Annotated in this window: 11 protein-coding genes; 3 read left to right on the top strand and 8 right to left on the bottom strand. The window is 69.8% G+C overall.

All coding sequences use genetic code 11. The features are described from left to right. Position 1 precedes the first annotated feature (1 nt). The 4 genes from M8H82_RS29010 to M8H82_RS28995 all read right to left on the bottom strand — a co-directional run bounded on the left by M8H82_RS29010 (position 2) and on the right by M8H82_RS28995 (position 5,095). Positions 2-952 (bottom strand): LysR family transcriptional regulator, encoded by a 951-nt coding sequence (locus M8H82_RS29010; RefSeq protein WP_250078037.1) that lies wholly within the window; start codon positions 950-952, stop codon positions 2-4. A gap of 1,064 nt (positions 953-2,016) precedes the next feature. Further along, positions 2,017-3,462: a helix-turn-helix domain-containing protein gene (locus M8H82_RS29005; RefSeq protein WP_250078036.1), complete on the bottom strand. Its 1,446-nt coding sequence runs from the start codon at positions 3,460-3,462 to the stop codon at positions 2,017-2,019. Continuing rightward, on the bottom strand, positions 3,459-4,253 hold the full coding sequence (locus tag M8H82_RS29000) for an SAM-dependent methyltransferase (RefSeq protein WP_250078035.1): 795 nt from the start codon (positions 4,251-4,253) through the stop codon (positions 3,459-3,461). The genes M8H82_RS29005 and M8H82_RS29000 overlap by 4 nt, the downstream gene beginning before the upstream one ends. Continuing rightward, positions 4,250-5,095: a helix-turn-helix transcriptional regulator gene (locus M8H82_RS28995; RefSeq protein ID WP_250078034.1), complete on the bottom strand. Its 846-nt coding sequence runs from the start codon at positions 5,093-5,095 to the stop codon at positions 4,250-4,252. Before M8H82_RS28995 ends, M8H82_RS29000 begins: the two co-directional genes overlap by 4 nt. Positions 5,096-5,981: 886 nt before the next feature. Between M8H82_RS28995 and M8H82_RS36530 the strand changes: the two genes are divergently transcribed. The 3 genes from M8H82_RS36530 to M8H82_RS28985 all read left to right on the top strand — a co-directional run bounded on the left by M8H82_RS36530 (position 5,982) and on the right by M8H82_RS28985 (position 9,026). Further along, positions 5,982-6,200 (top strand): SDR family oxidoreductase, encoded by a 219-nt coding sequence (locus M8H82_RS36530; RefSeq protein ID WP_284049472.1) that lies wholly within the window; start codon positions 5,982-5,984, stop codon positions 6,198-6,200. Between the two features lie 100 nt (positions 6,201-6,300). Then, entirely contained in the window at positions 6,301-6,927 is a 627-nt protein-coding gene (locus tag M8H82_RS28990) for an NAD(P)H-dependent oxidoreductase (RefSeq protein WP_250078033.1), read from the top strand. Positions 6,928-7,664: 737 nt separating this feature from the next. Beyond that, entirely contained in the window at positions 7,665-9,026 is a 1,362-nt protein-coding gene (locus M8H82_RS28985) for a carbohydrate-binding protein (RefSeq protein WP_250078032.1), read from the top strand. Between the two features lie 106 nt (positions 9,027-9,132). Here the strand turns inward: M8H82_RS28985 and M8H82_RS28980 are convergent, their stop codons facing one another. Genes M8H82_RS28980 through M8H82_RS28965 form a run of 4 tightly spaced genes read right to left on the bottom strand, consistent with a single transcriptional unit; the run spans position 9,133 to position 12,831 of the window. After that, complete coding sequence (locus M8H82_RS28980; protein WP_250078031.1) at positions 9,133-10,224, bottom strand: serine hydrolase; 1,092 nt, start codon at positions 10,222-10,224, stop codon at positions 9,133-9,135. Then, positions 10,221-11,141, bottom strand: a complete 921-nt coding sequence (locus M8H82_RS28975) for a hypothetical protein (protein WP_250078030.1) — start codon at positions 11,139-11,141, stop codon at positions 10,221-10,223. The genes M8H82_RS28980 and M8H82_RS28975 overlap by 4 nt, the downstream gene beginning before the upstream one ends. Further along, positions 11,138-12,112 carry a hypothetical protein gene (locus M8H82_RS28970; RefSeq protein WP_250078029.1) on the bottom strand — a complete coding sequence of 325 codons (975 nt, stop codon included), beginning with the start codon at positions 12,110-12,112 and terminating at the stop codon, positions 11,138-11,140. Before M8H82_RS28970 ends, M8H82_RS28975 begins: the two co-directional genes overlap by 4 nt. After that, positions 12,109-12,831 (bottom strand): hypothetical protein, encoded by a 723-nt coding sequence (locus M8H82_RS28965; RefSeq protein ID WP_250078028.1) that lies wholly within the window; start codon positions 12,829-12,831, stop codon positions 12,109-12,111. The genes M8H82_RS28970 and M8H82_RS28965 overlap by 4 nt, the downstream gene beginning before the upstream one ends. Between the last annotated feature and the right edge of the window lie 10 nt (positions 12,832-12,841).

Below are 12,841 nucleotides of genomic sequence, written 5' to 3'. Positions count from 1 at the left end.
GTCAGGGCCGGCCGGACCGTTCGGCCAGCCAGTCCGTGTACGTGGCGCTGCGGGCCGCCGTCCCCGCGTGGGCGGTGCGAGCCTGGGCCAGGACCGTCGCCGCGGTGCCGGGCTGCTGGGTCGCCGGGTGCCAGCCCAGCAGGTGGCGCCAGACCAGGGGGGTGCCGGTCAGGGGGCGGGTGGCGATGCCGGGCGTGGTGGGGAAGGAGGCCCGGCACAGGCCGACCGCCCGGCCGACCTGCACCAGGTGGACGACGGAGGAGGTGTCCGTCTCGTACATGCGGCGCGGGCTGAAGCCGGCGCGGGCGCAGGCGGCGGTGAAGCAATCGGCGAAGCAGCCGTCACCGGGGACGCAGGCCCACTCCTCGTCGGCCAGGGCGGCCAGGCCGATCTCCGGCCCGTAGGCGAGGGGGTGTCCGTCGGCGAGCATGACGAAGACCGGGTCCACCGCGATCTCCTGCCACACGAGGTGCCCGACGCCGGGTGGACTGGCGGAGCCGCAGGTGCCGGTGAGGGCGAAGTCGAGGAGTCCTTCGGACAGTTGCTCGGCCAGCTCCCGCTCGGACCAGGAGGCACGGGTGGTGACGGTGGCGCCCGGGGCGGCCTCGGCGAGCCGGTCGACCAGCGCGCCGAGGAGCGGGCCGTGCGTGCCGCCGAGCCGCAACCGCTCCGGCTCCTGTCGGGCCCGCGCGAACCGGGTCGCCTCCCGTTGCAGCTCGGAGACGGCGGGCAGGACGACCCGGGCGCGCTCCAGGACCAGTTCGCCGAGCGGGGTGGCGCGCACGCCGTGCCGCCCCCGCTCGAACAGGGCTCCGCCCAGGGCCCGTTCGATGCGCTTGAGCTGCGCGCTCAGGGCGGGTTGGGCGAGCCCGAGCGCGGTGGCCGCCCGGGTGAGGCTGCCCGCCTCGGCGATCGTGCGGATGGTCCTCAGATGCCGCAACTCCAGCTCCATACAGGGAGCTTGCTCGGCGGGCGAGGCAGCGGCAAGAGGCTGGTATGGACCAGTTGCGGGCATCCAGGTATGGATGCGCTTACCGCTGTCACCGACCAAGCCGAGGACGTTGCACGATATACCGGTTGTCCCTCCTGGCGGGACGGGCAACCGGTTTATAGCTAAGGTCGATTACGTTTCATCGTCCTCAGGGCGTACACGCCCACTCCCCACACGAACACGATGAAGGCCAGGAGTACCCACCTTCCGGAATTCCCGCTGACTATCAGGACCACGGAAAGGGCCAGCCCCAGGACAGAGAAGACATTAGCGAACTGCCACCATCGCTTTACTCAAGCCTGTTGCTCACTGGTCCATCCCAGAGGCATGGTCACTCCTTCTCGTCAACTAGCTGAGACTGATTCGCTCAGCCACCGACTGCATTTCCGACCAGTGTGCTAGCAGCCCAAGATGCGCCCCAGCACACGGCCTGACCGTATACAGCGGAGGCGCCGGCTGTGGCCGGAACTCCTCCGATCATGATGGTTTCGCACACTGCAAGGGTGACTGCTCCCGCCACGTCACCCCCCAGCGCACGCGTGTCTCCTTGTGCCAGGTGGACGGCCCCCTGTGCCACATCTCCCGCCGGGCCCAGCCAGTCGAGAGCGCCAAGTCCGGTGGGGTCGGCCAGCGGCTTGGAGGATCTCGTTGCGTGCCTTCCGGACGTCTTGGAGGAGACAGCCCGCAACTGGCCACCGCCAGACACTGGAAAAGCAGTGGAGTTAGCGGATGCCAGATCTTCTCCAGTCCGTCATAGAAGGGGATGGCGCCACTGGCCCCACGGACCCGGCTGACGATCGCGCTGAGAACGTCGGCGAGTTCCGGGCTGACAACCACGAGCCGTTCCTCTTCGGTCTTGGACGGGGCGATCTGCAGAAGAAGCGGGATGGGCTCGCCGGTCGAGGGGAATGTGTACTGGGTGATGCTGTGGTGACTGCTCTTCAGCATGTCCTCGATCCCAACCCGTGTGGGTGTTGGCTCGCTGAAATCCGTGCTGCAGTTGGCTGCGGAGAAGAACGCTCTTCTCAGGACTGGTGTCCCCGATAGGTTCTGCCTCCTCGCCGCGGCAACCGGGCCGGGGTGTCCTCGGGGGTCGCGAGCGTCTCGGCGGCCAAGTGGAGTTCCGCCCGTACCGTCGCGGACGACAGGTCGACGGACAGCGCCCTGCCGCACTTGCTCAGCCAATTGGTGAGCGTACTGCGGCTCAGGCCTAGCTCGGAGGCAGCGGGTGCCGTGCGGCCACGGTGGTGGAGCCAACAGCGAAGGGCGATACGCAACGGCTTGTCCAGAGGTCTGAGGAGGGCGGAGGCCCAACGATGGGCGTCGTCGGGGTCGAGCAGACCAGTGGGCAGCGCGGGATGGGGACCAAGACGTGCGGATGTACCGACTCGGCGGGAAGGAGCCGGGGCTCGCAAAGCCAGCAAGAGCTGCGCCTGCACGGTGGGGTTGTCCAGTTCGGCGGCCAGAAGAGTGCCGATCCCGCGCAGGCGCGCACGAACCGTGCCTTCGGACACGTCGAGCACTGCTGCCGCAGCCTGAGCGGACCCCGACCGCAGGTATGCCTCCAGCGTCCGGCGCTGCTCGCGGTTGAGGGGCTTCAGGATCGCAGCGGACCAAAGGGCGAGCCGCTCAGCGGGCACGACGCGGAGCAGCCCGTGCGACCCCAGGAAGGTCGCGGACGCCAGGCAGCCGGACCTGGCGCCGTGCCGCGCGGTTCCTGCCTCGGCCCACGCCGTGGCGACCATGTCGAGCGGCAACGGGTCCGAGACGCCGCCTGCCAGTTGATGTCGGTATGCGATGCGCGCGACGAGGGGGCGCGCCGCGTAGCGGTCATGGTCGAGGCCGTGGAGCGCGATGACCACCAACTCGCCTCCCCCCAGGCACACCAGCATGCGGTGGGCTTGGGGAGACACGCTCGGCTGCACTTCTCGCCAATGTGACTGATAGGCGGCATGCACCAACTGGCCGGCCAGCCGGAACACCGTCGCATGTGTGGCGGAGGTCCTCAGCACTTCGGTTGCCAGGTGAGACTGGCCGCTGAGCAGGAGATGCAAAACGGCGGTGTGCAGTCTCTGCTCAGTGCGGTGGGTGTCCTCCTCTCGACGGACCCGCGCCCGCATTCTGAGCAGATCAACGCAGGTCCGCGCGATCAGGTCGATGCGGGAGGCGGGCGCTGCCGTGCCGGGACGGACCACGAGGACGGCACCCGCCATGCTGCGGATCGTCAGGTGCGGGTAGAGCTGGGGGTGCGCGGCGGCACGCACCCCCTCAGGTCCGGCGGTGTCTGGGGTGCTGCAGACGACGCCGCCCATAGGGTCCGCCAGGACCACCCAGCCCTCGGCCAGGGCTGCGGCTTCGGCAATCAGCTGGGCGTCCGAGTGGGCCGCTGCACGGGTGAGTCGTCGCACCACCTGGTGCCGGGTCACCTTTACGGGGCGCGCAGGCACGGGCCCCGCGCTGCCCGTCGTCATGAGATCCGCGCCACCCCGCCCCAGCCGGCGCGGTCGGTGAGAGTCCCGGTGTTCGCGTCGGGGCGCCAGCGCGGCCAGCTCGTGAACCCCGGTTCGACCAGTTGGGTGCCCTCGAAGAGCTCGACGGCCACCGACGGCTCACGGAAGATGTACGGAATCGCCCCGCTGCTGTTGTACTCGTCCTGCACCTTTTGGTGGTCGCTGTCTGCAGCAGTGGAGTGGCTCAGCGACAGGTAGCTGCCCGAGGGCAGTTGGTCGACCAGTCGGCGCACCAAACCCTTGGCTTCGTCCCAGTCTTCGATATGGCCCAGCACATCGTTGATCACCAGAGCAGTCGGCTTGGTCATGTCCAGCGTCTTGGCCGCCCCCGTTAAGACGGCGTCCGTGTCCCGCATGTCCGCCTGCACATAGGCGGTGGCGCCCTCGGCGGTGCTGGTCAGCAGAGCATGGACGTGCAGCAGCACGATCGGGTCGTGGTCTATGTAGACCACTCGGCAGTCGGGCGAGATCCGCTGTGCGACTTCATGGGTGTTGTTGCTGGTCGGCAGCCCGGCACCCAGGTCGATGAACTGCCGGATCCCTGCTTTGGCGAGGAAGGCGGTGGTGCGCCGAAGAAAGTCCCGCGACTCCTTGGCGAACGGGACGATGCGCGGGTACTTGCTGCTGTAGGCGTCGCCGGCGGCCTGGTCGGCCGGGTAGTGGTCTTTTCCGCCCAGCCAGTAGTTCCAGACGCGCGCGCTGTGGGCGACGGACGTGTCGATCGGCTCATGCGGGCGGGTAGGTTCTGTCATGTCAGCACTTCTTTCGATTCGTCGGGATGAGGTGCGATGACGCAGGTGTGGTCCATCAACACGTGATATGCCGACACCGCGTGCAGGCTGTTGAAGACGTCAGCGGTTCCGCGTGGATTTCCTTCACGGACTACGTGGTCGGGTATGTCCTCCACATCGACCCGGTACAGGGTCACGGTCGGCATGCCAGTCATGGGGTGGCAAGGACCGTTGAGAGGGTGAACCTGCAGAGTCACATCGGGGCGCTCGACGGCTGCCCGCAGCGCCTGCCGCTGCTCGGCCATCACATCCTTGTCGCCTACGAACGTATGCAGCGCCGCGGCGGACATGATGGCCCAGATGGTCGTGTTCTGATGGCGTAACCGCTTCTGGCGCTCTATGAGCAGCTCCGTCCGCCGGTCTCTGTCCCCGGGGGACAGATCGGGTCTGCGGACGTCGTCGACAGCGCGGGCGTAGGACGGTGTGCGCAGCAGGGCGGGAACAAGTGCTGGCTCCCACACGCGGATGTACCGGGCCGCGGATTCCACGCTCATGAGGTCCAGCTGCCAGGGGTCCATGACAGACCGCCACGGGTGCCACCACCCCGGGAGGTTGGCGACCGCGAGTTGCCCGAGGAACGCTTCGATTTCAGCAGGGCCTGCGCCGTATGCCGTGAGCAGGGTGTGGACTTGCCCCTCATCCAGGGATGTCTCGGCCTGCTCGATGCGGCGGACGGTCGCTTGGTGGGCCCCCAGTGCATTGGCGGCCTCGCTCCGGGACATCCCTGCCGCCTCACGAAGAGTTTTGAGCCGCGTGGCTAAAACCAGGTGCGCGACGGTCCTACCAGACCTCTCGCGAGCCACAGCGCCCCCTTCCGGCAGTTTCTGCAACCTGCTGATAGTGCAAACTCTGTACCTTGCAATCTGCGTTCACAACCCCTTGAGTATGTCTAACCCGCATATACCAGCGCGCAGTTGCGGGTGACGGGCCACGCGATGGCGGCCGGCCGCCGAAGGCTGTCCGTGGACAGGGACGGGTTCGCGCACAGGTCGTTGATCCGTCGAGGCCTCCAAATGATCTGACCGCCGCCTTTGAGCACCCATGTCCACAGCCACCTGCACCCTCATGGACCACGGCCAGGCATCACACGCCCGATGGCCGATCTCATCACAGGAGAGCCAAGTGACCACGCCGTCGACGACCTCCCCCGCCTTCACCGAAAGCGATGCCCTCGAGCTCAACAGAGTGATCACAGAATTGCTGAGCGTCTGCGCGTCCCTTGCCGCGCAGCGCGCCCCGAACGGGACTTGGGCGCCCGCCGCCTCTGGCACGGCCGCATTATCCGAGGCCTCCGTGGTCATCGAAGCCCTCTCTCGGAGCCTGAACCAAACCCGCCGTGACCTGCGCAAGCTCAGCAACCGGGCCCGCCGGAGCGCCCGCTCAACCTCGCCGCCCCTCCCTCTCGAACACCGCAACGCCGCCACCTCGCGTACGGCCCCCGAGGAAGGAACCCAGGCCACGCCGCGGACTCCCGGTGCGTCTCCCAACGCTCTGTCCTCATGGCCTCCCCCAAGCACCGTCCCGCTCGGCGGACGGCCGCCCGCCGCCCCCGCACGCGAGGACGAATGACATGACAAAGCGTGAACGACCACCGACACCCCCTTCGTCCGCCCGCCCGGAATCCCGGACGCGGAATGGACCAAGTACAAGCAGGCATGGGGACCGCTCAACATCGACGGTCTCGAACGGATGGCCGACGCCGAGGAGATCGCGCGCGCAGTGCTCGGGCTCGCCTCCGACGACTTCCCCTATATGACAGGTGCGTCGGTCACCGTGGACGGCGGAAGCACCGCGGGCCGGGAAGTGATCCAGCCGAACGGTACCTGGGGTTGGGCCCTACGCTTACCGATCCTGGTGGGCAGTTCGAGGTCTCCGCACCGGCCTCGTCGGCAAAGGGGATACAGATAATAAAGGGGATACAGATAATAGTGAGTAGGCGCCTTGCGGCGCTCTCGTGTCTGGCTCCTATCCGACGGGGCCGACGTCGTCTGTGTCGACTGGGGGAACCATGCGCGTAGCGGTCTATCTTGCTCACCCGCGTCCGGGGAGCTTCAACCACGCCGTGTTCGACGCCGTGGTTGAAGAGCTGCGTGAGGGAGGAGCCGAGGTGGTGGCGCACGACCTCTACGCGGAAGGGTTCCCGGCCCTGCTCTCTGCCGACGAGACGGGGACGGTCGAATCGGCAGGGCACTCCCACGACGCGCAGCTGACGCTGCACCGGGAGGAGCTGTCCACTTTGGACGCCCTGGTGTTCGTTCACCCGAACTGGTGGGGTATGCCGCCCGCTGTGCTCACGGGTTGGGTGCAGCGGGTCCTGGCGCCGGGAGTCGCGTACAAGCTGGAGACGGCGGAGGGCGAACCCGCCGGGTTGCTGAAGGCCAGCCGAGCCCTCGTGCTGAACACCTCCGATACACCCGCCGACCGGGAGGAGAGCGAATTCGGTGATCCACTGCAGAGTGTCTGGGCGGCATGCGTGCTGCCGTACGTGGGAGTCTCCGACGTACGCAGGGTCGTCTTCCGCACCGTCACCGGCTCGCTCCCCGAAGAACGCGCCGCCTGGCTGGCTGGCGCACGCGAGCAAGCGGCAGCGCTCCTCCGCCCCGCACGGCAGTCCACGTCACCGATACAGCCCTGATGCCGAGGTAGCGGCGAGACCTCTCACGACCGGTGCCCTTCGGCGGGTGGTCACATCTGGCGACGGAGCCGACCGCCCGAATCAGCCCGCCCACCGTGTGTCCCCATGGGGAGCGTGGGAGCGGTTGTGCAACGAACTTTGTTGACGCCGTCGTGCGTTCATTGCGTCGCTACTGAGGTTCTCTGCCTAGGGTGACGGTGATCTCGTGGGTGGGTGTATCCCTGGAGGATGCCTTATCCCGAGGGGGTGGCCTGGCCGCACAGCAGCGGGCCCGGCGGGAGCAAACGCGGTTCGAGGCTGCCGAGTTCGTGGGCCAGGGCGCGTCGGGGCCGGGCGGGGTCGGGTTCGTCGCGGGGGACGGCGTGTCCGGCGCTGATACTCGCCGGCGCGGGCCCCGAGCAGGCGTCGCAGCGCCGACGGTGCGGGGACCGTCGGTGGCATCGCTGACGGTGTGGAGTCCGTGCTCGGTGAGGGTGGCCGCTCACCGAGCACCGGCGACGGGCAGTTCGTGGACGGGACGGGCCTTCGTGGCGCATGCCAGGAATCTGGGCCTCGCACCCGCGTGACCGCGACTGCCGACACACCAGTGCCGGCCTGTCGGCAGCCCGTGCTGCGCCGGATGGCCCTGTGCTGCCGTCCGATGCGCGGAACAGTCGGGCTAGGGACATCTTCTGAGCCGTTCCTGGCAAAACCTGGAGATTCGAAATCTTCCTTGCCCCCACCCGAGGAGACGCCTGATGGCCCACAGACACGTTTCAGCCGGCTGTGCCGCATTGACGGCACTCTGCGCACTCGCGCTCACAGGGCCGCCCGCCCCTGCAGCCGCCGACTCCCCCCGCACCCACACCGGCGTCCTCCCCGCCGAGACGCTCGGCGCGAACAATCCGTCACCCATGGTCCTGCGGGCGCTGCAACGTGATCTGCGTCTGACCGCGGCGCAATCCAGGACCCGCCTGGTGAACGAGGCCGAGGCGGGCACGCGTGCCGGCCGGCTCCAAAACGCGCTGGGCAAGCACTTCGCGGGAGCGTGGGTGAGCGGCGCGACCTCCGCCGATCTGACCGTCGCCACCACCGACGCCGCGGACGTCGCCGACATCGAGGCCGGTGGAGCGCGGGCGGCGGTCGTCAAGACCTCCCTGCAGGACCTGCGGAAGGCCAAGGCGAAGCTGGACAGCGCCGTGACCGGCAAGGCCCTCGACACGCCGGTTCGGTACATCGACGTGCGTACCAACCGGGTGACGGTGCAGGCAACGAGCCGTGCCGCCGCGGACACGCTCATCGCCGCCGCCAAAGTCACCGCCAAGCTCGTGGACGTCAAGGTGTCGGCGGAGCGGCCTCGCGCCCTGCACGACGTACGGGGCGGTGACGCCTTCTACATCGACGACCAGGCCCGCTGTTCCGTGGGATTCTCCGTCACCAAGGGCGAGCAGCAGGGCTTCGCCACGGCTGGCCACTGCGGCAAGGCGGGTGCCAAGACAACCGGCTTCAACAAGGTCGCCCAGGGCACCTTCCAGAACTCCGTCTTCCCCGGCCAGGACGTGGCGTGGGTGGGCGTCAACAGCGACTGGACCGCGACACCCGCCGTCAAGGGCAAGGGCGACGTAAACGTGCAGACCGCCGGCTCGGTGAAGGCCCTGGCGGGCGCCGCGGTCTGCCGGTCCGGGTCGACCACCGGCTGGCACTGCGGAACGATCGAGCAGCACGACACCAGCGTCAGCTATGCCGAGGGCACCGTCGACGGCGTGACCCGCACCACGGTGTGCGCCGAGCCGGGCGACTCCGGCGGCTCCTACATCTCGGGCACCCAGGCCCAGGGCGTCACGTCGGGGGGCTCCGGCGACTGCAAGAGCGGCGGAACCACCTTCTACCAGCCGATCAACCCCCTACTCAGCGCCTACGGCCTCATCCTCAGCACCAGCACGGCCGAGAGCGGTACGACCGCGCCCCAGGACGGCAAGACCGGCTGGGCGCCGGGCCAGGTCTACGACACTGGAGCGCGCGTGGCGTACGACGGCGTCTCCTACCAGTGCCTGCAGGCGCATCAGGCGCAGGGCGCGTGGCAGCCCGCCCTCACTCCGGCCCTGTGGCAGCGCCTCTGACGACCACGGCGATGCCGTGGCGCCAGGTCCTCGGACTCGGTCCTCGCGCCACGGCACGACCTCGGCCGCTCCCGGCCTGACGCGCCATGCCTCGGCCGGTGTCGCGCTATGCCTCGGCCAGCAGCGCGTACGCGGTCGGCACGAAGGTGTCGCGGGCGCGGAAGCGGCGGGTGCACATGGCGGCCAGCGCTGTTCCGGTGTCGGGCCTGAAGCCCAGGAAGGCCTGCTGCCCGAGTGTCGCCCCGCCGTGGAAGTACATCGGACCGTGCTCGGTGGGGTGCTGGAACCAGGCCATCGTGTGCACATGCCGGTGCCCGAGACCGCGCCGGAGCACGGGACGACGTACCGCCCGCAGCGCGTCGGCCAGGGGCCGGCCCGACGGCTCAAGGTGTGCTTCGAGGAACGTCAGCAGGTCGTGCGGGGTGGCCCGGACGGCGCCGGCCGCCTGGAAGCCGCCGACGGACAACGCGGGCGTGGGCGTCGTACCGTCCCTGAGGTGTCCGACGGCGTCTGTTCCCGGGCCGCCGGGGCACAGGGCGGTACCGCTCAGCCGGAGTGGACGCAGCACCTGACTGGTGAGCAGTTCCTCCCACGGCGTCGCGGTCGCCGCCGCCAGGGCGTGACCGAGCACGGCGACACCGAAGTTGGAGTAGTGCCAGCGGGTGCCGGGTCGGCGGCGCCGCCGATGGCGCAGAAAGGAGTCGATCACCCGCTCGGCCGGATAGCGCGCGTAGGGGTTGGTGCGCCAGGTGGGCAGCGCCCGGACGAAGAAGTCGGCGGGAAGGCCGGGCAGTCCAGAGGTATGGGTGATCAGGTGGGCGAGCGTGACGGGGTGCGGGCCGACCGGCCGGGCCGGGTCCAGAAGGGCGGCGGCCGGCTCGCCCGCGGACAGCCGGCCCGCCTGCGTCAGGTGGGCCAGCAGCAGTCCGGTGAACGTCTTGGAGGCGGACCCCATCTCGTAGTGCAGTTCGTGGCGAGCGACGGGCGGGGGCGGCGCGCTGCCCCCGCAGCGCACGGTACGGCGACCGTGCCGGGACACAGCGAAGACGACGTCGGGCGCGTCCACTGCGCCGACGGCCGCGTCGAGCCGCAGCATCACGTCGCCGTCGGCGTCCGCGGGGGCGTCCGGGCCGCCGGGCGGGATCCGGCCGGTGGCGCCGAGCGGATCGCCCGGCCACGGGGCGGGCCGCGTGGTCATGCCGGTGCCTGCGCCAGCTGCGTCAGGGCGCGGGACGTCGCCTGCGCGGAGGCGAACGCGGCGACCAGTGTGGGGTGGTAGACGATGTCGAACACCTCGTCGGGATCGCCCTGCGGCATCACGCGGATGGCGGGCATCGCGCCGTCGGATTGCTGGGCGGCGGCGAAACCCTCCCAGGCCCGCTCGTCCAGCGTGGGCCGGGGCAGACACGCGTCGACGACGAGCAGTTCGCCGAGCAGGTCCCAGCGTCGCAGGTCCAGCCAGTCGTCCAGCCAGGCCGGCAGCCAGGTCCCGAGGTAGTCGGCGATGTCCGGTGGCAGACCGCCGGGGTCCTCCCCCCAGTTGGTGAGGTGGAAGACGGTATGGGTGATGTCGTAGGCGGTGTGCCCTTCGACCGTCCAGGGTTCGGGCGTGCGCCCCAGCCACGTGTTCGGCACGATCTCGGCTTCCGGTGGCCGGGGCGGCAGGCCGAACCGGCGCTGGAACGCGGACAGGCCGAGGCGGCGGACCGGCGTCATCTCAAGGGCGGCGTGGCTCTCCAGCCGCTGGCAGAGCCGTACGGCCCGCTCGACCTCAAGATTCGTGTAGCCCAGCTCCTTGAACGGGAGGTACGCCTCGAAGGGGACGGGTGACAGGGGCTCGATGCCCTGGGCGCGCACCAGCATCCGGCCGCCGTCGAGCGTGTGCCGCCATGCGTGGTCGACCAACTGCCGGGCCAGCTCGGCCTGGCGCGAGCCGGCGACACCTTCGCGGAACAACACCTTGCAGATCAGGGCCAGTTCGGCGACAGGCTTGAGTCGGTCCAGGAAGCCCACCTCGGGATCGGCGTCCGGCTCCAGCCGGAACCCGTCGCGGTGGGCGTGCAGCCACTCGAGGGCGCGAAGCCCGACATTGTGGATGAGACGGGTGCTGGTCATCTCGCCGCTCCTTGTCCACCCCGCGCTGCCGCGCCGTACCCGGCGGCCTCGCGCAGACGGTCGAGGGTCAGCACGGCGGCGAAAGCCGTCATCAGTGTCGAGTGGTAGCAGTCGGTGAATTCGTGTGCGGTGCTACGGCCGCCACGGCCGGCGCCGACCTCCGGGACGGCGCCCGAGTCGTCCTGCGCCACCGCGAGTCTGGCCCAGGCGTCCTGGACCATGGCGGGCTCCGGTGGGTCCGGCAGACTGCTCGCCACAGCCAGTAGTTCACAGCTCAGGTCCCACTGCTCGCCCTCCAGACAGGTGTCGAGCCAGGGCGGCAGCCAGTGCCGGAGGTAGGCCGCCACCGGCGGGGGTACGGCCTCGGGGGTCAGGCCCCAGTCGGTGAGGTGGAAGACCACGTGCGTGAGCGTGTAGCCGGCGGCTCCCTCGAAGGTCCACGGCTCCGGCAGGCCGGAGAGCCAGGTGCGCCGCAGGGCCTCAGGCATCTTCCCGTGTTCCGGAACCCCGCTGCGGCGCTCGGAGTTGAGCACGCTCATGCGCCGGTTCGGTTCCTGCTCCGTCACTTGCCAGCCCCGGGTGCGAGCCACCGTCGCGGTGGCGCTCTCGTAGCCGGTGTGGCGCAGGCCGGCCGACGCGAACGCCGCGTAGACCTCCAGCGGGTACGTTGCGAAGGGTTCCAAGCGCTGCAGTTCGGCGAAGAGGGCTCCGCGCCCGGTCTGTTGCCAGGCGAATGCCAGCAGGTCGGAGGCAGTCACGTGAAGCGGGTCGGCCGGATCGGTGTGCCGGCGCACACAGACGCACACCTGGGCCAGCTCGCCGAGGGGCTTCCAGGTGAAGTTGACCTGGCCACGTTCGGCCAGCGCGTCCTCGCCGAGCCGGAATCCGTCGCGATGCGCGGACACCCAGGCCAACGCGGCCTCGCCCAGCCGCCGTACCTGATGCGTCTCCTGGACCTCGCGCGCGGTCACACCGGCGCTCCGGCCCGCATCAGCTGCGCGGCCTGGACCTGCAGCGCCACGCGTGCGTCGTCGCCGCCCATCTGTGCCACGAAGTCGAGGCCGGTGTCCAGCCCCAGCGTGTCCGGCACACCGTCGAGGAGGACCAGCCAGCGTCCCGCTCCGGCGGCCTGGAGCCAGTCGCGGCGGCGGACCGCGCGTACGAAGCCCCGGGCGAGGTCGACGGGACGGCCGCGCGCGACGCGGGCCACCCCGCAGTCCTCGTCGGGGAGTGCGAGCGGGGCGAGCACCGCGAGTTGGTGCGTCAGGAACTGCCAGGGGGCATCGTCGAGCCATGCTGCCTCGGGCTCCGCGTCGTGGCCCGACGTGCCGTCGAGGGACGCGTCCAGCCGCAGGAGCGCCCGCCTCATGGCCCAGTGACTCCACAAAGAGGTGGCAGAGGCGCCCGCGGGTGGCGGGTAGGCGTGCACGGCCCTGCTGAACATCCTGAGATCGTCGGAGTCGGGAGGTGGCGCCTCGCGCAGGGCGCTCGGCAGGACGACGTCCGCTCCCACCACCCGTATGGCGGCAAGGGCCAAGCCCGCGGCCGTCTCGGGGGCGTCCCCTTCCGCGATATTGCCTGCGAGGCCTGCGAGACGAAAGCGGTCCCCGCTCCGGAGAGCGGAGACCAGTTCCGACGTGAGGCCCTGCACCGCGCCCGCGATGCGGGTCGAAGTGCCTGACTTCTCCATTCTGTTTCTC

The organism is Streptomyces sp. YS415 (assembly GCF_023544665.1).
GTDB lineage: Bacteria > Actinomycetota > Actinomycetes > Streptomycetales > Streptomycetaceae > Streptomyces.
This window is presented reverse-complemented; position numbering and strand designations above follow the sequence as displayed.